At 71.1% G+C, this 23,899-nt stretch carries 26 protein-coding genes and 1 pseudogene; 14 read left to right on the top strand and 13 right to left on the bottom strand.

Annotated elements, in window-relative coordinates; translation table 11 throughout:
- Positions 1-16 precede the first annotated feature (16 nt).
- Together AB0H56_RS26785 and AB0H56_RS26780 are read left to right on the top strand one after the other, a co-directional pair.
- Positions 17-661 (top strand): hypothetical protein, encoded by a 645-nt coding sequence (locus AB0H56_RS26785; RefSeq protein ID WP_357168228.1) that lies wholly within the window; start codon positions 17-19, stop codon positions 659-661.
- 16 nt (positions 662-677) lie between these two features.
- Positions 678-1,046 (top strand): hypothetical protein, encoded by a 369-nt coding sequence (locus AB0H56_RS26780; protein ID WP_357168226.1) that lies wholly within the window; start codon positions 678-680, stop codon positions 1,044-1,046.
- A gap of 27 nt (positions 1,047-1,073) precedes the next feature.
- On the opposite strand, the gene AB0H56_RS26775 is transcribed toward AB0H56_RS26780, so the two are convergent.
- The 8 genes from AB0H56_RS26775 to AB0H56_RS26740 form a co-directional block, all read right to left on the bottom strand.
- Positions 1,074-1,634 (bottom strand): hypothetical protein, encoded by a 561-nt coding sequence (locus tag AB0H56_RS26775; protein ID WP_357168224.1) that lies wholly within the window; start codon positions 1,632-1,634, stop codon positions 1,074-1,076.
- Positions 1,635-1,785: 151 nt separating this feature from the next.
- Positions 1,786-2,292, bottom strand: a complete 507-nt coding sequence (locus AB0H56_RS26770; protein ID WP_232997968.1) for an arginine repressor — start codon at positions 2,290-2,292, stop codon at positions 1,786-1,788.
- A 34-nt stretch (positions 2,293-2,326) separates the two neighbouring features.
- A complete protein-coding gene (gene argF / locus AB0H56_RS26765) occupies positions 2,327-3,259 on the bottom strand; it encodes an ornithine carbamoyltransferase (RefSeq protein WP_357168222.1) in 933 nt (310 codons plus the stop codon).
- Positions 3,256-4,458 (bottom strand): acetylornithine transaminase, encoded by a 1,203-nt coding sequence (locus AB0H56_RS26760; protein WP_357168220.1) that lies wholly within the window; start codon positions 4,456-4,458, stop codon positions 3,256-3,258. The genes argF and AB0H56_RS26760 overlap by 4 nt, the downstream gene beginning before the upstream one ends.
- The gene (gene argB / locus AB0H56_RS26755; protein WP_357168218.1) at positions 4,455-5,342 is read right to left on the bottom strand and encodes an acetylglutamate kinase; all 888 of its coding nucleotides are present in this window, start codon (positions 5,340-5,342) and stop codon (positions 4,455-4,457) included. Before argB ends, AB0H56_RS26760 begins: the two co-directional genes overlap by 4 nt.
- On the bottom strand, positions 5,339-6,565 hold the full coding sequence (gene argJ, locus AB0H56_RS26750; protein ID WP_357168216.1) for a bifunctional glutamate N-acetyltransferase/amino-acid acetyltransferase ArgJ: 1,227 nt from the start codon (positions 6,563-6,565) through the stop codon (positions 5,339-5,341). Before argJ ends, argB begins: the two co-directional genes overlap by 4 nt.
- Complete coding sequence (argC, locus tag AB0H56_RS26745; protein WP_357168214.1) at positions 6,562-7,620, bottom strand: N-acetyl-gamma-glutamyl-phosphate reductase; 1,059 nt, start codon at positions 7,618-7,620, stop codon at positions 6,562-6,564. The genes argJ and argC overlap by 4 nt, the downstream gene beginning before the upstream one ends.
- 27 nt (positions 7,621-7,647) lie before the next feature.
- Complete coding sequence (locus AB0H56_RS26740) at positions 7,648-8,874, bottom strand: cation:proton antiporter (protein WP_357168212.1); 1,227 nt, start codon at positions 8,872-8,874, stop codon at positions 7,648-7,650.
- Positions 8,875-8,952: 78 nt separating this feature from the next.
- Here AB0H56_RS26740 and AB0H56_RS26735 point away from each other — a divergent pair.
- The 3 genes and pseudogenes from AB0H56_RS26735 to AB0H56_RS26725 all read left to right on the top strand — a co-directional run.
- Positions 8,953-9,195, top strand: a pseudogene (locus tag AB0H56_RS26735) (ATP-binding protein); the annotation flags it as partial.
- A 403-nt stretch (positions 9,196-9,598) separates the two neighbouring features.
- A complete protein-coding gene (locus tag AB0H56_RS26730; RefSeq protein ID WP_357168210.1) occupies positions 9,599-9,937 on the top strand; it encodes a YciI family protein in 339 nt (112 codons plus the stop codon).
- Positions 9,938-11,137 (top strand): RNA polymerase sigma factor, encoded by a 1,200-nt coding sequence (locus AB0H56_RS26725; RefSeq protein ID WP_357168208.1) that lies wholly within the window; start codon positions 9,938-9,940, stop codon positions 11,135-11,137.
- 289 nt (positions 11,138-11,426) lie between these two features.
- Here the strand turns inward: AB0H56_RS26725 and AB0H56_RS26720 are convergent, their stop codons facing one another.
- A complete protein-coding gene (locus AB0H56_RS26720; RefSeq protein ID WP_357168206.1) occupies positions 11,427-12,155 on the bottom strand; it encodes a helix-turn-helix domain-containing protein in 729 nt (242 codons plus the stop codon).
- Positions 12,156-12,220: 65 nt separating this feature from the next.
- Between AB0H56_RS26720 and AB0H56_RS26715 the strand changes: the two genes are divergently transcribed.
- Both AB0H56_RS26715 and AB0H56_RS26710 read left to right on the top strand, forming a co-directional pair.
- A complete protein-coding gene (locus AB0H56_RS26715) occupies positions 12,221-13,105 on the top strand; it encodes a hypothetical protein (protein ID WP_357168204.1) in 885 nt (294 codons plus the stop codon).
- 176 nt (positions 13,106-13,281) lie between these two features.
- Positions 13,282-14,073, top strand: coding sequence for an isocitrate lyase/phosphoenolpyruvate mutase family protein (locus AB0H56_RS26710; protein ID WP_357168202.1), 792 nt, complete (start codon positions 13,282-13,284; stop codon positions 14,071-14,073).
- An 88-nt stretch (positions 14,074-14,161) separates the two neighbouring features.
- Here the strand turns inward: AB0H56_RS26710 and AB0H56_RS26705 are convergent, their stop codons facing one another.
- Positions 14,162-14,653, bottom strand: a complete 492-nt coding sequence (locus tag AB0H56_RS26705; protein ID WP_357168200.1) for a pyridoxamine 5'-phosphate oxidase family protein — start codon at positions 14,651-14,653, stop codon at positions 14,162-14,164.
- Positions 14,654-14,715: 62 nt separating this feature from the next.
- Here AB0H56_RS26705 and AB0H56_RS26700 point away from each other — a divergent pair, with 62 nt between their 5' ends.
- The 4 genes from AB0H56_RS26700 to AB0H56_RS26685 all read left to right on the top strand — a co-directional run bounded on the left by AB0H56_RS26700 (position 14,716) and on the right by AB0H56_RS26685 (position 18,841).
- Positions 14,716-15,693, top strand: a complete 978-nt coding sequence (locus AB0H56_RS26700; RefSeq protein WP_357168198.1) for a YafY family protein — start codon at positions 14,716-14,718, stop codon at positions 15,691-15,693.
- Between the two features lie 81 nt (positions 15,694-15,774).
- Positions 15,775-17,187: a serine hydrolase domain-containing protein gene (locus tag AB0H56_RS26695; protein WP_357168196.1), complete on the top strand. Its 1,413-nt coding sequence runs from the start codon at positions 15,775-15,777 to the stop codon at positions 17,185-17,187.
- A complete protein-coding gene (locus tag AB0H56_RS26690) occupies positions 17,184-18,173 on the top strand; it encodes a histidine kinase (RefSeq protein WP_357168194.1) in 990 nt (329 codons plus the stop codon). The genes AB0H56_RS26695 and AB0H56_RS26690 overlap by 4 nt, the downstream gene beginning before the upstream one ends.
- Entirely contained in the window at positions 18,170-18,841 is a 672-nt protein-coding gene (locus tag AB0H56_RS26685; protein WP_357168192.1) for a response regulator transcription factor, read from the top strand. The genes AB0H56_RS26690 and AB0H56_RS26685 overlap by 4 nt, the downstream gene beginning before the upstream one ends.
- Here AB0H56_RS26685 and AB0H56_RS26680 read toward each other — a convergent pair.
- Positions 18,796-19,419 carry a TetR family transcriptional regulator gene (locus tag AB0H56_RS26680; RefSeq protein ID WP_357168190.1) on the bottom strand — a complete coding sequence of 208 codons (624 nt, stop codon included), beginning with the start codon at positions 19,417-19,419 and terminating at the stop codon, positions 18,796-18,798. The genes AB0H56_RS26685 and AB0H56_RS26680 overlap by 46 nt on opposite strands.
- A gap of 125 nt (positions 19,420-19,544) precedes the next feature.
- Here AB0H56_RS26680 and AB0H56_RS26675 point away from each other — a divergent pair, with 125 nt between their 5' ends.
- Complete coding sequence (locus AB0H56_RS26675) at positions 19,545-20,246, top strand: SDR family oxidoreductase (protein WP_357168188.1); 702 nt, start codon at positions 19,545-19,547, stop codon at positions 20,244-20,246.
- A gap of 20 nt (positions 20,247-20,266) precedes the next feature.
- A complete protein-coding gene (locus AB0H56_RS26670; protein WP_357168186.1) occupies positions 20,267-20,689 on the top strand; it encodes a tautomerase family protein in 423 nt (140 codons plus the stop codon).
- Here the strand turns inward: AB0H56_RS26670 and AB0H56_RS26665 are convergent, their stop codons facing one another.
- Positions 20,690-21,787: an FAD-dependent oxidoreductase gene (locus tag AB0H56_RS26665; protein ID WP_357168184.1), complete on the bottom strand. Its 1,098-nt coding sequence runs from the start codon at positions 21,785-21,787 to the stop codon at positions 20,690-20,692.
- A gap of 101 nt (positions 21,788-21,888) precedes the next feature.
- Between AB0H56_RS26665 and AB0H56_RS26660 the strand changes: the two genes are divergently transcribed.
- Positions 21,889-22,446 carry a TetR family transcriptional regulator gene (locus tag AB0H56_RS26660; RefSeq protein ID WP_357168182.1) on the top strand — a complete coding sequence of 186 codons (558 nt, stop codon included), beginning with the start codon at positions 21,889-21,891 and terminating at the stop codon, positions 22,444-22,446.
- Here the strand turns inward: AB0H56_RS26660 and AB0H56_RS26655 are convergent.
- Positions 22,439-23,899 carry a gluconate:H+ symporter gene (locus AB0H56_RS26655; protein ID WP_357168180.1) on the bottom strand — a complete coding sequence of 487 codons (1,461 nt, stop codon included), beginning with the start codon at positions 23,897-23,899 and terminating at the stop codon, positions 22,439-22,441. The two genes, AB0H56_RS26660 and AB0H56_RS26655, sit on opposite strands and share 8 nt — an antisense overlap.

Genomic DNA, 23,899 nt, shown 5'->3' with positions numbered 1-23,899 from the left:
ACCCGAGGACGTTCCCATGACCACCGATGAGCAGCCGAAGGCCGACACCGAACGCGAGGACATCGATCTGGCGACCGGCGAGGCGGTGGGGTCCGAGATCAGCACCCCACCGAGAACAGATCAGGCGGACCCCACCCCATCGCGTGCGCTCCCGTCGATTCGCCGTCGACTCACCTCGGGTCGTACCGTCACCGCGATCTCGGTCGTCGCGCTGGTCGCGGTCGGCGTCGCCGCCTACTCTGCCGTGGACAACCATCGCATCCGTTCCAGGGAGGACGCTCGCGCCGCCGCCCAGCACGCAGCCTGCGCGTACGCCCCGGTGCTGGCCCGGTACGACGCCAAGGATCTCGACACCTATTTCGCCGCGGTCTTGGCGGGCGCCACCGGCGCATGGAAGACCGAATTCGACGCCACCAGCAAGGATCTGCGCGACGTCCTGACCCAGGGCCAGGTGGTCTCCACCGTCGGCACTGTCCGCTGCGCCCTCGAATCCGCCGACGAGACCACCGCACGCGCCGTCGCCGTCATCAACCAGACGATCACGAGCCTCGGCACCCAGGGCACCCCCACGCCAGGCCAGCTCGCGGTCACCATGACGCTGCGCAGGGACGCCGACCGCTGGCTGGTCAGCGAAGTCGGCTCCCCACTGCTCGCCCACTGATCGACAGGAATTCGCCATGACCCACCAGAGCACCCCGCCGCGCCCGCAGTCCGTCCTCCGCGGTGTGCTGCGTTCCCCGCTCGCCCGCCGCGCACGTCACCAGGCCGTCACCGTGACGGTGGCCCTCGCCGGCAGGCTGCGCTTGGCCGCCGCCGCGTCCGTGGTCCTCGTCGTCGCCGCCGGTGCCGCGCTGATCGGCGGCCTGTTCGCCCTGGCCGCGCTGGTCCGCGGGCTCGAACAGGTGATGCCCGCGTGGATGGCCTTCGGTGCCACCGCGGCCATCCTGCTGACCGGCGCGGCGCTGGCAGCCGGGGCGGCCGTGTGGACAGTCGTTCGGCTGACCAGAAGCCCCCGTCTCGCCGACAGCACACACCGGTCGAGGTGAGCACGCACGCCTGCGCCGGAGACCGCCTCACACGATGGGTGCGGGCCCAGGCACCCCGACGGGAGCCGGATCGGGCCGGTTCCAGGCCAGGATCAGGGTCGGCGAATAGGCCCCGACCGTGAGCAGGCTGACCAGCATCAGCGCGCAGCCGCGGATGACGTCCTCGAGGTCCGGACCGTGCAGGTCCGGCGCGAAGTACAACCACAGCACGGGGATGATCGACAACTTCACGACCAGGGAGAATCCGATCGACCGAGCATGATTCCGCTGTTCGAGCTGCGCCGCGTCGAGGATCTCCGCCGGCGCCCAGATCTGGCCGCCCATCACCCGATCCAGCGGGATCGAGAGCACCAATAGCGCCGGCACCGTCAGACCCCAGACCATGTACGCCGCGCCCCAGCCGAAGGGCAACAGCAGCGAGGACGACGCGAACAGCACCAGCAGCACAGTCAGCACGCGCACCTGTCGGCGCCGTCGCGTTCGCGCGTGCCAGCTCGGCGCGATGGCCGCCGCCTCCGCGGCCAGCTTCCGATACCGCCGGACCCGATGCTGCTGCAGGCGAACCAGCGCCCTCGGCCGATCGATCACATCTTCCCCCTCGTCGAGAACCGGGCTCCGAGTGTCGCCCACGGCTCACCGAGCTCACAGGCGACGCCAGCGGAACAGCAAGTGAACATATGTCGTTCCACCCGGTGCGGGCCGAGACCCGCAGTGGCCGAGCGGATTCCGGGTGGGACGCTCAGGCCAGGCGTTCGATCTCCGCGGCGAGTTCGGCGCCGGTGAGGGGTTCGCGGGCGATCACCGCGATGGTGTCGTCGCCGGCGATGGTGCCGACGATGAAGGGCAGGGCGGCGCGGTCCAGGGCGCTGGCCAGGAAGTGGGCGGCGCCGGGTGGGGTGCGCAGGACGGCGAGGTTGCCGCTGGCATCGGTGGAGACCAGCAGGTCGCCGAGGAGTTTGGAGAGCCGGCCGGTGCCGCCGGTGACGCCGCGGACGGGGCTGCCGTCCTCGGGCACCACGTACACCCCGGCGCCGCCGTCGGCGGCGCGCAGCTTCACCGCGCCGAGTTCGTCCAGGTCACGCGAGAGCGTGGCCTGGGTGGTCTCGATGCCCTCGGCGGCGAGCAGGGCCGCGAGTTCGGTCTGGCTGCGGACCGCGTGCGCGGACAGCAGTTCGACGATGCGGGACTGGCGGCCGGCGCGGGTGCGGGCGATGGCGGGCGAGCCCTTCTCGGGCGCCGTGCTCATCTCCGGACCTCCGCGCCGGCCCCGGCCCGCGGTCTCACGCGGCGGCTTTCGCGAGCAGCCACACCAGCAGCGCCTTCTGCGCGTGCAGCCGGTTCTCGGCCTCGTCCCAGACCACACTGTGCGGGCCGTCGAGCACCTCGTCGGTGATCTCCTCGCCGCGGTGCGCCGGAAGGCAGTGCATCACAATGGCTTCCGGATCGGCGGCGGCGAGCAGCGCACCGTTGACCTGGAACGGACGGAACGGGCCGACCCGGTCGAGGCCGTCGTTCTCCTGGCCCATCGAGGTCCAGGTGTCGGTGACGAGCACATCCGCGCCCGTGGCACCGGCGACCGGGTCGTTGGTGACCGACACCGTGGCGCCGGTCTCGGCCGCCCGCTTCGCGGCGGCCTCGAGGATCCACGGCAGCGGCTCGAACCCGGCGGGAGCGGCGACGGTGACGTTCATGCCCGCCGTCACCCCACCCAGCAGCAGCGAATGCGCCATGTTGTTGGCGCCGTCACCGAAGTAGGTGAGGTTCAGCCCGGCCAGGGCGCCCTTGCGTTCGCTGATCGTCTGCAGATCGGCGAGCACCTGGCAGGGATGGAACTCGTTGGACAGCGCGTTCACCACGGGAACCGTCGCGGTCGCCGACATCTCGTCGAGCCGGGACTGCTCGAAGGTCCGCCACACGATGGCCTCGACGTAGCGCGACAGCACGCTGCCGGTGTCGCCGAGGGTCTCCTCGCGGCCCAGCTGGGTGTCACGACCGTCGACGACGACCGCGTGTCCGCCGAGTTGGGCGATGCCGAGCTCGAACGAGAACCGGGTCCGGGTGGAGTTCTTCTCGAAGATCACCCCGACCCCGCGCGGGCCGTCCAGCGGCCGGTGCGCGAACGGATTCTGCTTCAATTCCGCGGCGATGGCGAGGATTTCGGCCTGTTCGGCCTGGGTCACGTCGTCGTCGCGCAGAAAGTGGCGCAGGCTCACTTGCTGGCTCCCTTCGCATCGGCGGCGGCCTTGTCGAGGATCTCGGGCAGGTCGGCGACGAAGTTGTCGGCCTGGGTTTCGGTGAGCACCAGGGGCGGCGCCAACCGGATCACATCGGGCTTGGCGGGGTTGATCAGGTAGCCCGCCTCCCGCGCCCGCTCGTCCACCTGGGCCGAGATGTCGTTCTTCAAGACGATGCCGATGAGCAGACCCGCACCGCGCACATGATCGATCTCGGGATGCTCGAGCAACGCGATACCGTCGCTGAGCTTCTTGCCCACCCATTCCACATGGGAGAGAAGATCTTCGGAGTCGATCGTGCGCAGCACCGCCAGCGCCGCCGCGGCACACACCGGATTGCCACCGAAGGTCGTCCCGTGCAGGCCAGGGGTGAGCAGTTCGGCGGCCCGGCCCTGCGCCAGCACGGCGCCGATGGGCAGGCCACCGCCGAGGCCCTTGGCCAGGGTGATCGCGTCGGGCACGATGCCCACAGCCTGATGCGCGAAAAACGTTCCGGTGCGGCCGATTCCGGTCTGCACCTCGTCGAGGATCAGCAGGGCGCCCGCCCGCGAGGTGATCTCGCGCGCCCGTGCCAGGTAGTCGAACGGCGGGACGACCACACCGCTCTCGCCCATCATCGGTTCCAGGAAGACCGCGGCGGTGTCGGTGTCGACCACCCGCTCGAGCGCGTCGGCGTCGCCGTAGGGCACGTGCACGACGCCGGGCGGCATCGGCGCGAACGGCTCGCGCTTCGACGGCTGACCGGTCAGCGCGAGCGCGCCCATGGTGCGGCCGTGGAAGGCCTCCTCGGCGGCGACGATCTTGGTCCGGCCGGTCAGCCGGGCCATCTTGAACGCGGCCTCGTTGGCCTCGGTGCCGGAGTTGCAGAAGAACGCCCTGCCCTCGCCGTCGCCGAAGTGCGCGAGCAGCTTCTCGGCCAGCTCGATCACCGGTTCGCTGGCATAGATGTTCGACACGTGGCCGAGCGTGCCCAGCTGCTGGGTGACCGCTTCCAGGATGGCGGGGTGGGCGTGGCCGAGACTGTTCACGGCGATGCCGCCGAGGAAGTCGACGTAGCGCTTGCCGTCGGCGTCGTAGACCACCGCGCCCGCGCCGCGCACCAGCGCGACCTTCGGGGTGCCGTAGTTGTTCATCATCGCGGCCGACCACCGCTGCTGCAGCTTCTCTACTTCACTCATGCGGTCACCATCGTTCCGATTCCTTCGCCGGTGAACAACTCCAGGAGCACCGAATGGGGCACCCGGCCGTCGATCACGTGTGCACTGGGCACCCCGCCCTGCACGGCGCGCAGGCAGGCTTCCATCTTGGGCACCATGCCCGCATCCAGGCGTGGCAGCAACTCCGTCAACGCGGCCGCGTCGATCTCGCTGGTCAGCGACGAGCGGTCCGGCCAGTCGGTGTAGAGGCCCTCGACATCGGTGAGCACCACGAGCTTCTCCGCGCCGATGCCCTCGGCCAGCGCGGCGGCGGCGGTGTCAGCGTTGATGTTGTGGACCACGCCGTCGGCGTCGGGGGCGATGGTCGAGACCACCGGGATCCGGCCCGCGTCGATCAGGTCGAGCACGGCGCCCGGGTTCACCTCGGTGACGTCGCCGACCAGGCCGATGTCGGTGGCGACGCCCTCGACCGTGACGGTGCGCCTGGTCGCGGTGAACAGGTGCGCGTCCTCGCCGGAGATGCCGACCGCGTACGGGCCGTGCGCGTTGATCAGCCCGACGAGCTCGCGCCCGACCTGGCCGAACAGCACCATCCGCACCACGTCCATCACCTCGGGGGTGGTGACGCGGAAACCGCCGCGGAACTCGCCTGCCATGCCGAGCTTCTTCAGCATCGCGGTGATCTGCGGGCCACCGCCGTGCACGACCACCGGGTGCACGCCGACGGTGCGCAGGAACGCCATGTCGGCGGCGAAGGCGGCCTTGAGCTCGTCGTCGATCATGGCGTTGCCGCCGTACTTCACGACGACGATCTTGTCCCGGAACTTCTGCAGCCAGGGCAGCGCGCCGGCCAGCACATGCGCCTTGTCCAGGGCCGAGAGACTGTGCAGCACACCGGCGTTCATGAGCTGTACGCCGAGTTCTCTTCGACATAGTCGTGCGAGAGGTCGGTGGTACGCACCATCGCGGTGCCCTCGCCGACATGGAGCTCGATCAGCACGTCGATGTCCTCGCCGGACAGGTCGACCTCGCGGGCACCGGGCGCGCCGACACTGTCGACGCAGACCGGATTGCCGTTGAACGACACCGCGATCCGGTCCGGGTCCAGCGTCACCGGGGCGATGCCGACGGCGGCGAGCACCCGGCCCCAGTTCGGGTCCGAGCCGAACAGCGCGGTCTTGACCAGGCTGTCGCGGGCGACCGCCCTGGCCACGGTCAGCGCCTCGTCCTCGGAGGCCGCGCCCGCGACGGTGATCTGCACCCGTTTGGTGACGCCCTCGGCGTCGGCCATGAGCTGGGCGGCCAGGTCGTCGCAGACGGTGAAGACGGCGTCGTCGAGGTCCTGCTGCGAGGGCGCGACGCCGCTGGCGCCGTTGGCCAGCAGCAGCACCGTGTCGTTGGTGGAGCAGGAACCGTCGACGTCGAGCCGGTCGAAGGTGTACTTGGTGGCCTTGCGCAGCGCCTGGTCGAGCTGCTCGGGCGTGGCCACCGCGTCGGTGGTGAGCACGACGAGCATGGTGGCCAGCGAGGGGGCGAGCATGCCCGCGCCCTTGGCCATGCCGCCGACGTTCCACTTGTCCTCATGGTGGAAGGCCGATTCCTTCGGCACGGTGTCGGTGGTCATGATGGCGTGCGCGGCGTCGGAGCCGCCGGACATGCCGCCGCCCATCTCGTGCACGATCTCGGTGATCGCGGGGATGAGCTTGTCCATCGGGAGCCGATCGCCGATGAGGCCGGTCGAACACACCGCGACCTCGCCCGCACCGGTCTCGGTGCCCCAATTGCTCAGTGCGGCAGCCAGTTCCTCGGCGGTCTTGTGGGTGTCCTGGAAACCGCCGGGTCCGGTGCAGGCGTTGGCGCCGCCGGAGTTCAGGATGACCGCGCGCACGCGCCCCGACTTCAGCACCTGCTGCGACCACAGCACCGGCGCGGCCTTGACCTGATTGGTGGTGAACACACCGGCGGCCGCGTATTCGGGGCCCTCGTTGAGGACCAGGGCGAGGTCGGGCTTGCCGCTGGCCTTGATGCCCGCGGCGATGCCCGCGGCGCGGAAGCCGAGCGGGGCGGTGACGCCCTGGGTGTGGATCAGGTTGCCGTGGTCCGTCGTGTGCGGATCAGGGGTCGTCACGGTGCCACTCCTACGGTGGAAAGTCCAGCGGTCTCGTCGAAGCCGACGGCCAGGTTCATCGATTGCACCGCGGCGCCCGCGGTGCCCTTGGTCAGGTTGTCGACCGCGCCGATCACCACGAGCTGGCCCGCGTCGGCGTCGACGGCGACCTGCAGGGTGATGGCGTTGGAGCCGAGCACCGAACCCGTCTGCGGCAGCAGCCCTTCGGGCAGCAGGTGCACGAAAGGTTCGTCGGCGTACGCCTTCTCATAGACGGCGCGTGCTTCGGCGGCGTCCACCTTCACCGGGGCGGTGCAGGTGGCGAGGATGCCGCGCGGCATCGGCGCCAGCACGGGGGTGAACGACACCGTGACGTCGACGCCGCCGGCCGCCTTCAGGTTCTGCGCGATCTCGGGAGTGTGCCGGTGCGCGCCCGCCACACTGTAGGCGCGCGCGCTGCCCATCACCTCCGAGCCGAGCAGGCCGATGTCGAGCTTGCGGCCCGCGCCCGAGGTGCCGCTCACGGCGACGACGTGCACGGTGGGCTCGATGATGCCCGCGGCGACGGCCGGGGCCAGCGCGACGCTCGACACGGTCGGATAGCAGCCGGGGACGGCGATGCGCCGCGCGCCGGTCAGCCGTTCGCGACCGCCCGGCAGTTCGGGCAGTCCGTAGGGCCAGCTGCCCGCGTGGGTGCCGCCGTAGTACTTCTCCCAAGCGGCGGCATCGGTGAGCCGGAAATCGGCGCCGCAGTCGATGATCACGGTCGACTCGGGCAGCGCCTGCGCGATGGCGCCGGACTGGCCGTGCGGCAGGCCGAGGAACACGATGTCGTGCCCGGCCAGGGTCTCGGGGGTCGTCTCCTGCAGGATCCGGTCGGCCAGCGGCAGCAGGTGCGGCTGGAGCGCGCCCAGCGCGGTGCCTGCGTTGGATCCGGCGGTCAGCGCCCCGATCTCGAGGCGCCCGGCTCGGTACTCGGGATGGGCAAGCAATAGTCGCAGCACCTCGCCACCGGCGTATCCACTCGCACCGGCAACCGCCACCCGCAACACGGGTCCTCCCGACGAATCAACCATGTGATGATTATGCACGACTATGCAAGCTCATTCATGGGCAGGTGCGGTGACGACCGGCGTCTTCCCGCCGATCAGCCTCGCGACCAGGGGAAACACCAGGACGGTCGTCGCGCCGGCGGCGACGAGAACCGAGGCGGTGTCGGCCGTCATCAGCTCCGTCGAGACGGCCACCTGGGTGACGGCGACGATGATCGGCAAGCCGGTGGCGGCGAACAGCGCGAGTTGGGCGCGCTCGCGGGGCGTCTCCAGGTTGCGGCCGTGCGGGACGAACCGTTCGCTCAACCACACCGGCAGGCCCCTGGCGACGGCGATGGCCAGCACGAACGACACCCACAGCAGCGGTTGCCCCGCGACCGCCGACATGTCGATACCCATGCCGGAGACCACAAAGAACACCGGGATGAGCAGTCCGTAGCCGATGGTCTCGAGCTGTTCGTCGACGCGCGGGTGACCGGCGGCGATGAGCCTGCGCAGCACCATGCCCGCCGCGAACGCGCCGAGCACCACGTCCAGGTCGAAGCGTTCGGCCACCACCATGAGGACAAGCAGCAGCAGGATCGACCCGCGCACCGGCAGCTGGGAGGTACCGCCGTCCATGCGCGCCAGCGCGGCGCCGAGATCGGGGATGCGGCCGAACAGCCGCAGCGGGATCAGTCCCACCAGCAGCGCCGCCACCACGAACAGGACGAGCACGACGAGGGCGGCGCCGACATTGTGGCTGCTCAGCAGCACCGACATGGCCACGATCGGGCCCAGCTCGCCGACCGCGCCGTGCGCGAGGACCGCGCGCCCGAGCGGGGTGTCGAGGAGTCCGGCCTGCTTGATGATCGGCAGCAGGGTGCCCAGCGCGGTGGAGGTCATCGCGATGGCGACCGCGATGTGGTTGGTGGTCGACTCCTCGCGCGCCAGGACGGTCATCAAGCCGAACGCGAAGACCAGCCCCGCCACCCACACCAGCCAGGCCACCCGCCCGGACCGGCCACCGAGCAGTTTCGGATCCAGCTCGTAGCCCGCCAGCAGGAACAACATGCCGAGGCCGAGCTCCTTGATGAGGTCGACCCCGCCGTCCTCGGTCGCCCAGCCCAGCGCGAAGGGCCCGAGGACCGTCCCCGCCACGAGCAGGATCACCACATCGGGCACGTAGCCGCGCAGGGCGCGCGAGAGCAGCGGCGCCACCACCGCGACCAGCGCGATCCAGAACAGCGACACGATCGGCGACGGACCGTCCCCGGCGGCGGACGCGAGCAGCTCCATCGCCTCATCGTGGCACGCCGAGGCCTCCGTTCCACGGAACCGCGCTGGCGTGGACGGGACCTCCCGCAGTGGCGGAACGTGGTGAATCAGTTGCTCACCGAGATGGACTCGGCCACCCACAGCAATGACGGAGTGTTCGTGCTGGGCGCCACCAACCATCCCTGGGATCTCGATGTGGCGCTGCGCCGACCCGGTCGCTTCGATCGCATGATCTTCGTCGGGCTCCCCGATGCCGAAGCCCGTCGTTCGATCATCCACTCGAACCTGCGTGACCGCCCCGTGGCCGGCATCGACCTGGCCGCACTGGTTCACCGGACGGATTGATTCTCCGGCGCGGACCTCGCCCATCTGTGCCAGAGCGCGACTCAGCTCGCGATGGGCCGACGAATGGGGCAGCGCCGAACCTCGTATCCGGCGCGCCACCGAACTCAATCCCGACTACGCGCCGGAGGCGCGAGCGACGCTCGCGCGTCGATACGCGTGGCGAGCCGAGTACCTCGGGCGCTGCCCACGATCCCCTCCAGCTTTCCCTGGCCGTCGAGGCTCTCCCCCGCTCCACGTCCGCAAACGCCCACGCCATAGCCGGCCTCGGATCCGGCGATCCGGGGCACCTCGCGGGGTGGGCGGGCGAGAATCGGGGTGGTCGGGCTGTCGATTCGGCGGCATCGCGTTCGTGTAGGAGATGAGCCGGTTTCGCACCGGAGGTATCGACGAAAGGACGATCATGACGCAGTACCTGCTGTCCATCTATCAGCCCGACGGGCCCGCGCCCGAGAACATCGACGCCGTCATGGCCGAGCTCGGCGCGCTCAACGAACAGATGCAGACCGCCGGGGTCTGGGTGTTCGCGCTCGGGCTGCACGCGGCGAGCACCGCGACCGTCGTGCGCGCGAAAGAGGGCGAGCTGCTGATGACCGACGGGCCGTTCGCCGAGGGCACCGAGCACGTCGGCGGGTTCACCCTCATCGAGGTCGAGGATCTGGACGAGGCGCTGGGCTGGGCGGGCAAGCTCGCCGCGGTCCTCACCTTGCCGATCGAAGTGCGGCCGGTGGCCCACGGGTAGATGGACACCGCGACGATCGAGGCCGTGTTCGCCGAGCACTACGGCCGCGCGGTCGCGTCCCTGATCCGCGTCTTCGGCGACATCGGTCTCGCCGAGGACGCGGTGCAGGAGGCGTTCGCTGCGGCACTCGCGCGCTGGCCCGCCGACGGGGTGCCGCCGAGCCCGGCGGGCTGGATCATCACCACGGCCCGCAACCGCGCGATCGATCGGCTGCGCCGCGAGGCCACCCGCGCCGACCGGCACGCCGACGCCGCCCTGCTGCACGCCGATCCGGACCTGCCCACCGACGGCTTCCCCGACGACCGGCTACGCCTGATCTTCACCTGCTGTCATCCGGCGCTCGCGCCCACCGCGCGCGTGGCCCTGGCGCTGAAGCTGCTCTGCGGCCTCAGCACCGCGGAGATCGCGCGGGCCTTCCTCGTCTCGGAATCGACGATGGCGCAACGGATCGTGCGTGCCAAGGGCAAGATCCGCGATGCCCGCATCCCCTACCGGGTACCCACCGACACCGAGGTGCCCGAGCGGCTGCCCGCCGTGCTCGCGGTGGTGTATCTGGTGTTCACCGAGGGGTATTCGGCGACCTCGGGTCCGGAACTGACCCGGGGTGACCTGTGCGCGGAGGCGATCCGGCTGGGGCGCCTGCTCACCGAGCTGATGCCGGGTGAGCCCGAGGTGCTCGGGCTGCTGGCGCTGATGCTGCTCACCGAATCGCGGCGCCCGGCCAGGACCGACGACCGCGTCCTGGTACCACTGCCCGAACAGGATCGCTCCCGCTGGGACCGTGCGCTGATCGCCGAAGGGCACGCGCTGGTGCGGGAATGCCTGCGGCGCGGCAATCCTGGTCCCTACCAGCTCCAGGCCGCGATCAACGCGGTCCACACCGACGCGGCCACCGCGGCCGACACCGACTGGCCCCAGATCCTGGCCCTCTACGACCACCTGTACACACTCACCCCGACACCCGTCGTCGCTTTGCACCGCACCGTGGCCGTCGCCGAGGTCCGCGGCCCCGCCGCCGCCCTGCGCGACCTGGACACGATCGATCTGCCCGAACACCGCCTCTACCACGCGATTCGCGCCGATCTTCTGCGCCGGACGGGTCGCGCCGAGGAGGCGGCGACCGCGTACGATCGAGCGGCCTCACTGAGCGCGAACCAGATCGAGCGCGAATTCCTCCACCGCAGAAGGGATTCCCGCTGAGAGCTACTGTTGCTCGCTATGCCACCTCTGCTCGTACCGGGCGAGCCCGTCTTCGTGAATCTGAAGGATCACCTGGTCGACCACGGCCGGCGGTGGATCCACGTCACACCGTTCGACCTGACCGAACCGGGCGCCACCGACGCGGAGATCATTGCCGCGGTGATGGATTCGGTGCCCTACCGGAACAGTCACATCGGGGGTGGGGTCGATCCCCCGCGGCACGATCCACGGTCCGTTCCGGATCGAGTGCATGACCGTCACCGATTGCGAATCGTTGGCGACGGCGCGATCAGGTGCGGTTGGCGGAGTCGGCGGTGAGCGCGGCGGGGTCGAGGGCGAGGGTTTCGGCGAGGGCGGTCGTGCCGGTGGGGGTGAGGCGGATCGCGCGGCCGGTGCCGGATCGGGCGGTCCAGCCGAGGGTGAGCAGGCGGCGGTGCAGCAGGGTGGCGGCCGGGCCTGCGAGGTGGGTGCGGCGTTCGGTCCAGTCCAGGCACGGGCGCGTCAGGGGGCGGCGGGCGCGGGTGAGGGCGGATTCCTCGATGCCGAGGGCGGTGGTGAGCCAGGTGGCGCCGGTGTCGGTGAGGGCGTGGGCGTTGTCGGCGTCGAGGAAGCCGCGGGCGGTCATCGCGTCGGTGATGGTGACGCCGAGGCGGCCCGCGAGATGGTTGTAGCAGGTGCGACCGCGGGCCAGGGCGGCGTCGGCGGTCGCGGCGCGCAGCGTGGCCGGAGGTGGCGGGGCCGGGTCGAGTTCCGCGAGCAGGGTTTCCAGCAGCTGGGCGATGGCTGGGTTCGCCAGCTCGACGTAGCGATGTCTGCCCTGGCGGCGCTCGGCGATCAGGCCCGCGCCGCTGAGCCGGTGCAGGTGGCCGGTGGCGGTGGACGGGGCGACGCCCGTGAGCCGGGCCAGTTCGCCCGCGGTCCACGCGCGCCCGTCGAGCAGGGCCAGGCACATCTGGGCCCTGGTCCGGTCGGCGAGGACGGCCGCCCAGTCGGCGAGGGCGGCGGCACGGGTGGGCATCCCTCCATCATGCGACGGTGATCGTTCGGCGGCCACCGAACTGTCGCGGTCCTACGGTCAGGGGCGTGATCAGCGATCCCGAGCGCGTGCGTTTGCTACTCCGGACGGCACCGATGCCACCGGTCCCCGGGGCTGTCCCCGGCGAGACGGATATCCGGTGGCTGCGCAGTCAGGTTCCGCGGTTCCGCGACGGCGCCGAACACCACCGCCGACGTGCCGCGGTGCAGCGCGAACTCGATCGCTTGGACCCCGAGCTGCTCCGCGCGAGCGCCCGCACCAGGGCAGGCCACCCCCTCGCCCACGTCCGCACCCTGCTTGCCGCGCTGAACCTGCCCGAGAGCGCGGCCGAGAGCGTGGCGCTCGTCGCCGCGGCCTACCAGCCGCATCAGCCGATAACCCCGGCCGCGGACGCCGCGGTCGCCGACCTCGTCACCCTGTGCCGAGCGGCAATTCGCCACGACCGCGTCGACATCGAGTGGCGAACCGACAGCGACACCGGCAGCGCCGGCCCTGGCACTGCTTACCGCCACAGCGCCTTCGACAGCACCGGCCAAGGCCGCGGCGACCGCGCGAGCGCCGGCCACACCGACCGCTACAACATCAGCGGTAGCGACGACACAAGCACGAGCGACAGCCGAGTTGTCGCGCTGATCTGTGTGCTGGTGCAGGCCTGCAGTGCCACCGGCGAATTGATTGCCGCAGCACGGGCTTTCGATGACGTGCCCGTAGCCGGGCGGGCCTCACTGGTGATGGCCGTTGCACCGCCGTTGCGGTCCACGCGGCGGAGGGTGAACGGCGTGGCGACCGAGCTCGATCTGCGGCATCCGGGGCTGGGATTCGGGGTGGGGCCGCATCGGTGCCCGGGTAGCGCCCACGCGACCGCGATCGCGACCGGGGTGCTGGAAGGGGAGGCAGCAGACCCCGTCGGCGGGCTCTGGCGCCGGGCCTGACTCGATGAGCCGTCCACGCGGCGATGAACTCGGCCGGCTTCCCGTGCCGCGCGACTCCCATCGACGGGCGACACGCGGCGCGGCGCAGTTCCGCCCGTGGAACCGGTATCGGCGGCCGAGCGCACCCGCACCACAGCCGAACCGATCGAACCCCGACCAGATCCGAGGAGATCCCCATGACGACCTTTCACGAGCTCCATCACGGCGAGCACCCGCTGATCCTGCCCAACGCCTGGGATTTCACGTCCGGCGCGTTGCTCGTCGAGGCTGGATTTCCGGCGATCGCCACCACCAGTCTCGGTGTCGCCGCGGCGGCGGGGCTGCCCGACGGCAGAGCGCGGTCGGCAGCGGAAACCTTCGCTCTCGCGGCGCGATTGACGCGCCTGCCGGTGCCGGTGAGCGTCGACGTCGAGGCCGGATTCGCCGACGACCCCGCGGCCGTGGCCGACTATGTGGCCCGGCTGGCGGATCTCGGAGTGGCCGGGATCAATATCGAGGACGGGCGGGGCGATACCGCCCTCGCGGCACCCGAACGCCACGCCGAGCTCCTGCACACCATCACGGCACGCGTTCCGCACCTGTTCGTCAACGCCCGCATCGACACGCACTGGTTCGGCATCGAAGAGGCCTCGACCCTGACGCGGGTGCGACAGTACGCGGCGGCAGGCGCCGACGGGATCTTCGTCCCCGGCGTCACCGACCCCGACACCATCACCACCCTGGTCGGCGCGACCACGCTGCCGCTCAACATTCTCTACACCCCAGCGGGCCCCACCGTCGACGCGGCGGCCGGGCTCGGCGTTCGCCGGGTCAGCACCGGATCCGCGCTCTACCGCACCGCGTTGGGCGCGGCGATCGGCCTCGCCCGCACCGTGCGCGGCGACCGCGGCGAGCACACGGCCGTACCCGGCTACCGGGAGATCCAGTCACTCCTCGAACCACCGGCCACTCCCCACCGACCACGCTGAAACGCCGCCGTGCCGCACCACGAGGGCGCCGCCCGGACTCGACATCGGCCTGCTCGGCCGGCGAAGCACCAGCCCCGGGGCGAGCCGCTCAGTCCTTGCGCACGACCCGCTCCCCCGCACCCGGCTTCCACACCGTGATGTCGAGGTGGTCGTCGTCGACCTCCACCGTCGACGCGCCGGTGAGATCGGCGACGTAGAAGTGGTCGAACCTCTGCCCGCGGATGTCGAAACCGCTGTCGTCGAAGAGTTTCTGGGCGAAGCGGGCGTGCACGGTCTCGTCGGCGAGGTCGGTCACCCTGCCGAACAGCTTGGCGTCACCCTCGGAGACGTTGGTGTCGACGGTGGCGGTGTGCAGACAGAAGCGGGGGTCGCGGGCGAGATCGTCGAACTTGCGCGTGTGGGGCATGCCCGCCAGCACGAGCATGTCCTCGAAGATCGTCGGCTCGATCGGGCTGATCCGCGGTGACCCGTCGGCCCGCAGGGTGGCGAGCATGCACAGGTTGCCGGTGGCCTGGTGCCTGCGCTGGAACAGGGCGGCGATTTTCGGCGCTTCCTCGGTGAACTGGCTCCATGTGGTCATCTCTGTACGGTACGACCGAACCTTGTCATCTGCTGTCAGGTTTCACGGCTAGTCTCGGAATCGTGCGAGCGAGCAGATTGGTGCAGTTGCTGCTGCTGTTGCAGGCCAACGGCGGGACGACCGCGAGTGAGCTGGCGCGGGAGCTGGAGGTGTCGGTGCGCACCGTGTACCGCGATGTGGAGGCGCTGTCGGCGGCGGGCGTGCCGGTCTACAGCGAGCCGGGCCGCGGCGGCGGAGTGCGGCTGATCGACGGCTACCGGACCCGCCTCACCGGCCTGACCTCCGACGAGGCCGACGCGGTCCTGCTGGCCGGACTGCCCGGCGCCGCCGCCGACCTCGGCCTCGGCACGGTCCTGGCCACCGCGCAACTCAAGATGCTCGCCGCCCTCCCGCCGGAACTACGCGGCCGCGCGACCCGCATCGCCGAGCGCGTGCACATCGACATGCCCGGCTGGTTCCACCGCCCCGACGACACACCGACGCTCGCCACGGTCGCCGACGCGCTCTGGCACGACCGCACGCTGGCGATCGACTATCGCCGCGGCGAGAAGACGGTCGCACGGACCATCGACCCGTTGGGCCTGGTCATGAAGGCGGGCACCTGGTACCTGATCGCGCGCGACCGCGCCGACATCCGTTCCTACCGGGTGAGCCGCATCGAAGCGGCGGCATCCACCGGCGAAACATTCACCCGCCCGGCCGATTTCACACTCCCGGACTACTGGGCGCGATCGGCCGACGAGTTCGCCCGGTCCATCCTGCGGGTCCGGGCGCGCTGCCGGATCGCGACCGCGCACCTCGGCCTGCTCCGCCTCCTGAACGACCCCGCCGCCGTGCGCCAGGCCCGCGCCTCGCTCGGCCCACCCGACGCCGCGGGCTGGGCCGAGATCACCGTCCCCGGTGAGACCTACGAGATCCTCGCCCACGCCCTGCTCCCCCTCGGCGCGTTCGTCGAGGTCCTCGACCCGCCCGAACTCCGCGCGACGATGGCCGCCACCGCGGCGGCGATGCACGCACGCTACGCGGGCCCACCCGGGTGATCCACCGCCCGACTTTCGTCGAGGGCGGTCCCGTTCGTTCGGCGGATCCGCGGCCCCACCGCCCTTCCTACGGTCGACACCATGCACCGCGCCCTCCTCCCGGCCGTCCTCGCCGCCGGTCTCCTCGCACCGTCGAGCGCCGGCGCCACGCCGCCCGTGGCCGAGCTCTCCCCCGCCGCCATCGAGTCCTATCTAGACCGCGCCATGGATTCGACGGGCCTGCCCGGGATCTCCCTCGTGGTCACGCACGGCGATGCGATCGTGCACGCCACCGGCGCGGGGCGGACCGCCGACGGCGACCCGGTCACCGCGCACACGCCCATGCGGATCGCCTCGCTCACCAAGTCGTTCACCGCCGCCGCGGTCCTGTCGCTGGTCGACGAGGGCCGACTCGCGCTGGACGCCCCCGTCGCGGAGCAACTCCCGGAATTCCGGATGGCCGACCCGCGAGCCGCGCGGATCACGGTGCGGCACCTGCTGAACCAGACCTCCGGGCTGTCGGACCGGACGGTCGACATCGCGGCGACGCAGCGGGCGGGCTCGCTCGCCGACTATGTCGCCACCCTGCGCACCGGCACGCTCGGCGCCGAACCGGGTACCGAGTGGGCCTACTGCAATGTCAACTACGACATCGCGGCCCGCCTGGTGGAGGTGGTCAGCGGTCGCGACTTCGGCGCGTCCCTGCGCGAACGGATCTTCGCGCCGCTCGGGATGGCGAGCAGCGGCACCGACGCCGAGCTCCCCGCACCCGCCGACGGCTTCATCTCCCTGTTCGGACAGTGGGTTCCACGACCGGAGCTGTCCCGATTCGAAGGCGGCGGTGGCGGTTCGGTGATCAGCACGGCCGCGGACATGGGCCGCTGGCTGATCAGCCAGCACGGCCACGGTCCACAGCCGGTCACCGCCCGGAGCCTGGAAACGATGCGGACACCGGTGCTGCACGGTTACGGCATGGGCTGGGGCACCGAGGCGGAGGGCGGGCTGCTCGTGCACTCCGGAAACCTGTTCACCTACAACGCCGCACAGGCGATCGATCCGGCCACCGGCTACGGCTTCGCGGTGTTCACCAACAGCGCCGGACTCAGTGACGACAGCTACGAGATCATGCTCGGCCTCGCGGCGCTGAGCCGCGGGGAGACACCGCGAGACCCCGGCGGCGCCCGGCAGTGGATCGAGCTGACGCTCGGGGTGAGCATCGCGGCCGCCCTCGGGCTGGGAGTGCTCGGCGTGACCCGGGCGCGGCGCTGGGCGCGCGCCGGACGCCCGGTCTGGCGCACCGGTCTCCGGATGCTGCCCGCGCTGCTGCCGGTGCTGCTCTTCGCCGGGTATCCGACCGCGGTCTCGATCCTGGCCGACGGTCGCACCGTCACCTGGGCGCAGCTCACCTACGCCGCGGCGCCCCTGACGATCGCGCTCGGCGCCGCGGCCGTCGCAGGCCTGGCCACCACGTCGGCGCGGCTGTGGCGGCTGCGCTCGGTAAGGTCGGGCACATGAGGAACGCGGCGGTGCTGGTGCTGATCGGCGTCGCGGCCCAGATCAACGGACTGTTCCTCGATCACGTTCCGCTCTGGCGGCAGGCGCTGTTCCTCGCGATCGCTGTGCTCGCCTACCTGCACGGACGGCATCGGGTGTGTCCGCGCGAGTGGACGATCCTCGGGTCGCTCGCGCTGCCGGGCGCGGTGGCGGTGGTGGCCGACTTCTCCGTCGGCAGTGGCGTGCTGCTGTCGTACCTGCTCACCTGCGCGCTGCCGTGGGCGGTGGGACGATTTCGGCGCCAGCAGGCCGAACTGCTGGCGGCGACCGCGCAGCGCGTCCGGCAGCTGGAACTCGAGCAACGGCTCGTCGCCGAACGCGCCGAACTGCGCGAACGCACCCGGATCGCGGCCGACATCCACGACAGCGTCGGCCACGACCTGGCGCTGATCGCCCTGCGGGCCGGCGCGCTGGAGCTGGCCGGGGACCTGCCAGAGACCCACCGGCGCGCGACGGCCGAACTCCGGGCATCCGCGACGACGGCCACCGACCGGCTCCGGAGCACCATCGGGGTCCTGCGGGCCGACGGCGCGGGCGACCCCGCCATCGAGGACGTCACGGCGGTCGTGGAGCGCGCGCGGGCCGCCGGATTGACCGTGACGACCGACGGTGTCGGGACGACGCCGCTTCCACCGCCGATCGACCGAGCACTCGCCCACCTGGTGCGCGAGGCGCTGACGAACGCGGCCAGGCACGCACCGGGCGCGGGTGTCGTCGTGCGGGTGACGCGCGCGGACGAGTTCGTGGTGGTGACCATCGAGAATCCGCTCGGCGACGACGCGGGATCGATGTCGGCGGCCCGCGCGATCGGGCATCGGCCGACTCCCGGCGTCGGCCTCGCGGGTCTGCGGGAGCGCGTCGGCCTGCTGGCGGGCACCTTCCACGCCGCGCGCGAGAGCGATCGATTCGTGGTCACTGCCCGGTTCCCCGTCCCGGCGGCCCGATGACCATCCGGGTGCTGCTCGCCGATGACGAGCCGTTGATCCGTGCCGGCGTCGCCGCCATCCTGGCGACCGATCCGGAGATCGACGTGGTCGCCGAGGCAGGCGACGGACGCGCGGCGATCGACCTCGCCCTGCGCCACCGGCCCGACCTCGCGCTGCTCGACATCCGGATGCCCGGGCTGGACGGACTCGGCGCTGCCGCCGAACTCCGCACCGCCGTTCCCGCGACGAAAGTCGCCCTGCTGACCACTTTCGACGAGGACGAGTACGTGGACGCCGCGCTCGCGCACGGGATCGACGGTTTCCTGCTCAAGGCCGCCGACCCGCGCGAACTGCTCCTCGGTGTGCGCGCCGTGGCGGGCGGCGCGGCGTTCCTGTCGCCGCGTATCGCCCAGAAGGTCATCGCCCGCTTCGGCGCCGCCGCACCCGCGGGCGCCGCGGCGCGCAGGCGTCTCGAAGTGCTGACCGATCGCGAGCGGGAGGTGCTCGGTCTGCTGGGGCGCGGACTGTCCAACGCCGAGATCGGCCGCGCGCTGTTCCTCGCGGAGGCGACGGTGAAGTTCCACGTCAGCGCGATCCTGCGGCGCCTGGATCTGGACAACAGGGTCCAGGCGGCGATCGTGGCCTACGAGGCCGGGCTGACCCGCGCGGACGCCCCGGCGCCGGACTGATCGCCGAGGAGGAAATCCTTGGCCACCTGGAGAATGCGCGACGAGCGCGCCTCGTCGTCGGCGCCCGCCCTGGCCAGCGTCAACGCCCCGACCATCAGGGCGACCTCGAGCAGTGCCCCCGCGTCGTCGGCGTCGGGGTCGTCGCCGAACCCGGCCAGTGTCGCGACCATGTTCGCGAGCCCCTCGCGGTAGGCGCCGCGCAGGGGGCTGCCCGCCGGTGCGCGCGCGGCGTCCGCGGCGGTGGCCGCGATGCCGCACCCGCGACCGGGGTGATCACGATGTGTGGTGGACAGATAGCGCTCGATGAACGTCGCCCGCGCCGCGGGACCGTCGCCGCTGTCGGCGCGAATCGCCTCCATCTCCTGGATCTTCTCGGCGTAGGCGGCCGCGCAGGCCTGCACGACCAGGTCGGATTTGGAGCTGAAGTGCCGGTAGAAGCCGCCGTGGGTCAGCCCCGCGGCGGCCATCATCTCCGGGACCGTGAGCCCGTCGACCCCGCACTCGCGTACCCGGGCCGACGCCGCGTCGACGATTTCCCGCCGGTGCGACTCGGCTTGCGCTCGGGACGCCCGCGCCATGGGGTCTCCTTCCGGACGGCTCGCACCCGCCCGGTGCGGCATGCGATCTGTGCCGACAAGTCTTGCGCACTCGGATAGATGATGTCCATAATCTAAATCTCACACAGGCCAACGAAGGGGATTTCATGACCACGATCGCTGGATCGGTCGCACTGGTGACCGGCGGACAGCGGGGGCTCGGGCGCGCGTTCGCCGGCGAACTCCTGCGGCGCGGCGCCGTCAAGGTGTACGTGACCGCACGAAACCCTCAGCCCGACAACGACACCCGCATCGTTCCGGTACCGCTCGACGTCACCGATCCGGCGTCGGTGACCGCACTGGCCGCGACCGCCGCGGATGTCGACATCCTGATCAACAACGCGGGCGTGCTGCTGCCCGCGCCCCTGCTCAGCGGCGACATCGCCGACGTGATCACCACCTTCGACACCAACGTCTTCGGGCCGTTGCGCGTGATCCAGGCCTTCGCGCCGATCCTGGCCGCGCGCGGCGGCGGCGCCCTGGTCGACATCCACTCGGTGCTGTCGTGGGGCGCGGGCGCCGCCGCGTACGGCGCCTCGAAGGCCGCGTTCTGGTCGCTCACCAACTCGGTCCGGATCGAACTCGCGGCCCAGCACACCCAGGTGACCGGCGTGCACCTGGCCTTCGCGGACACCGACATGGTCCGCGACCTGCCGTTCGCCAAGACCGCGCCGGAGCTGGTCGCCGCGAGCGTCTGCGACGGCGTGGAGCGGGGCGAGAGCGAGGTGCTCGTCGACGAGATCACCCGCACCGTCAAGGCGGCGCTGTCCGGGCCCGTCGAGGCACTGACCATCCCCTTGACCCGCTGACCGACCCACCGGGAGACCCCATGCCGCTCTGGCACATCTACCATCCGCCGAACACCTACTCCGACGAGGACAAAGCGGAGTTCGCCCAGGCGATCACCGAGATCTACACCGGCGTCGGCCTACCCGCCTTCTATGCCGTGGTGTTGTTCAAGGAGATCGACCGGTCCTCGTTCTACGTCGGCGGGACGGCGTCCGACGACACCGTCCGGATCGTCGTCGAGCACCTGGCCCGCCACCTGGACGACCCCGTGCTGCGCGAAAGATCCACCCGCAGGCTCAATGCCGTGATGGAGCCCTTCACCCGCGACCGTGGGCTGCACTGGGAATTCCACACCTATGAATCGCCCAGGGACCTCTGGATGATCGCCGGGCAGTTCCCGCCACTGCCCGGTTCCGACGGCGAAAAGATCTGGGTCGCGGCGAACAAGCCCGTGCCGCTCTGATCAGGGGCGCCAGTCGAGGATCTTCGCCATCGACCGCAAGCCCAGCGAGGCAGGGGCGAGCCGTAAGGCGTTGTCGCGCAGGGTGACCAGCGGCGGGGACGAGAGCTGGGCGATGGTCCCGATGCGCGCGGAACGGGTGCGGATCATCTGCGTGCGGGGACGGCGCTCCCGGTCGTAGCGGGCGAGTCCACCGGGCTCGCCCGCCAGCCGGGCCAGCACCACGGCGTCCTCGAGCGCCTGGCAGCCGCCCTGCCCGAGGTTCGGCGTCATGGCGTGGGCCGCGTCGCCGAGCAGGACGATGCGCCCCGCCGTATAGGTCGGCAGTGCGGGCAGTTCGTAGATGTCGTTGTGCAGCACCGTGTTCGCGTCCGCTGCGGCCAGCAGGGCGGGGACGGGGGCGTGCCAGCCCGCGAAGCGGGCGCGTACCTCGGCGAGGGTGCCGGGGGCGTGCTCGGCGGCGTTGTAGACGGCGAAGCAATAGACGCGGCCGTCTGCGAGTGGCGCGATGCCGAACCGCGCGCCGCGCCCCCAGGTCTCACCGAACTCGGTGAGCGGCGCGTCGGGGTCGACCACCGCCCGCCAGGCGGTGTAGCCGGCATAGCGGGGCGCCACCTCGCCGCACACCGCGCGCCGCACGACACTGCGAATCCCGTCGGCGCCGACGACCAGGTCCGCGGTCGAGCTGCCCGCCGAGTGCCGGACGGTGCCGTCACGATCGGCCTCGGTGACGGAAACACCGGTCCGCACAACACCTTCGGGTACGGCGGCGCGCAGGATGTCGAGCAGGTCTGCGCGGTGGATCAGGACGGGCGCGCCGAACCGCGCGCGCATCGTCGCCACGTCGGTGCGCGAAAGCCAGCGGCCCGTGCTGTCGCGGATCCCGGCCGACACGTCCTCGATCCCGTGCCCGCGCACCGCGGCGCCGACCCCGAATTCGTCCAGCGCGCGCAAGGCGTTCGACCACAGCGAGATTCCCGACCCGACCGCCGCGATCTCGGGTGCGCGCTCCAGCAGCTCCACCGACCACCCCTGTCGTGTCAGCGCCAGCGCGGTCGCCAGACCCCCGATGCCGCCACCGACGACGATTGCTGTGGACATCGCGTTCTCCCTCGTGAGCAGGTACGCGCCTCACGCTACTACTGCTGTAGTGCGCCCCACTACTGATGTAGTGCGAGTCACTACGGGCGTAGTATCGCGGGGTGGCCAGCAAGCGTGAACAGATTCTCGACGCCGCGATCGAACTCCTCGGGTCGCGGGGTGCGCGCGCACTGACCCACCGGGCCGTGGACGAGACCGCCGCCGTCCCGGTCGGATCGACGTCCAACTACTTCCGCACCAGGGAGGCCCTGCTGATCGGGATCGCCGAGCGCCTGGAGGACCGCGATCGCGGCGAGTGGGAGACCACAGGGCGAGCACTCGGGCCTGCGACCCTGGACAACCTCGTCGACGGCATGGTCGAGTTCGCCGACCAGGCCACCGGCCCGGGTCGGGACCGCACGCTGGCCCGATTGGCCCTGTTCGGCGAGGCGCAGACCATGCCGGCGCTGCTGGACGCGCTGCACCGCGCGCACCGGCGCCTGCGCGCGCAGGCGGTCGAACTGGCCGCCCAGGTCGGCTTCGGCGCCACCGACACCGGCATCCTGGTCGACTACCTCGACGGTGTCATCGTGCACAGACTGAGCGGCGCGGAGACCGGAACCGATCCCCGCGCCGCCCTGCGCAGGCTCGTCGACGCGCTGAGCGCCGACCTCAGCTGACGATCGCGAACAGCACCGCCGCGACCACGAAACTCACCACCGACAGCACGGTCTCGAGCACGGTCCAGGTCTGCAGGGTCTGCTTCACGGTCATGTTGAAGTACTTCGCGATGATCCAGAATCCACCGTCGTTGACGTGGCTGAGGATGATCGAGCCCGCCGCGATGGCCATGGCGATCAACGCGATCGACATCTGCGAGTAGCCCTCACTCGCCACCAGCGGGGCGACGATGCCACCGGTGGTGACGATCGCGACCGTCGCCGAGCCCTGCGCGATCCGCAGGCCGCAGCTGATCAGGTAGGCCAGCACGATCACCGGCAGCCCGGCCGCGGACATGGTGTCGGCCAGCGCCGTGCCGATCCCGGTGGCGGAGATGACCTTGCCGAAGAAGGCGCCCGCGCCGACGACCAGCAGCACCATGCCCACCGGCTTGAGCGATTCGGCGGTGATGGTGCTCAGCTCCTGCACGGTGGAACCGCGCCGGATGCCGAGCAGGTAGAACGCCACCAGCACCGTGATGAGCAGCGCCACCGCGGGGGTGCCGAAGAAGGTGAGCACCTGCAGCAGGGCCGAATCCTTGTCCAGCAGTTGGTAACCGAAGGTGGCGCCGAGGATGAGCACCAGCGGGATGGCGATGATCGCGCCGATCAGCGCCACCGAGGGCGGTGACTTGGTGACCACGGCGGTGCCGCCGCCCCCGGTGCCACCGTCGGGCTCCCCGTTCTCCGCGGTCCCGCCCGCGCCGTTCGGCTCGAGCGGCACGAACTCGGCGGGCACGTCGACCTGCACGCGCTTGCCGATCCAGGTGCCCCAGACGATGCCGGCGGCGACGAAACCCGGGATGCCGCAGACGAATCCCATGATGATCAACCAGCCCAGGCTCACCCCGAGCAGCCCGCCGAGCGCGACCGGGCCGGGGTGCGGCGGCAGGAAGGCGTGCGTCATCGACAGGCCGGCCAGCATCGGCATGGCGTAGAGGACCAGCGACCGGCCGCCCCGCTTGGCCGCGACGTAGACCAGCGGCGCGAGCACGAAGATGCCGATGTCGAAGAAGACCGGGATGCCGAAGATGAGGCCGAGCAAGCCCATCGCGACCGGCGCGCCCTTCTCACCGAAGGTCCGCAGGAGCCGGTCGGTGAGCACGTCGGCACCACCGGACCGCTCCAGGATCGCGCCGAGCACGGTACCGAGACCGATGATCACCGCGATGTGGCCGAGGATGCCGCCGAAGCCCGTTTCCAGCAGTGACTCACCGGCTTTCAGCGGCGTGCCGACGATCTGGGCCACCGGGAGCCCGGCGGCGAGAGCCAGCAGCAGACCGGTCAGCAGGAGCGCGACGAAAGGCTCCAGCTTGACCTTGATGATGGCGATGAGTAGCACGGCGATCGCGAGACCGCACAGCACCAGCAACCCGGGGGTGGTGGTGCGCAACCAGTCGACAGTGGCGCCCAT

The sequence above is a fragment of the Nocardia sp. NPDC050717 genome, assembly GCF_040654275.1.
Classification (GTDB): domain Bacteria; phylum Actinomycetota; class Actinomycetes; order Mycobacteriales; family Mycobacteriaceae; genus Nocardia.
The sequence above is the reverse complement of the archived record's forward strand: the minus strand, read 5'-3'. Positions and strand labels throughout refer to the sequence as shown.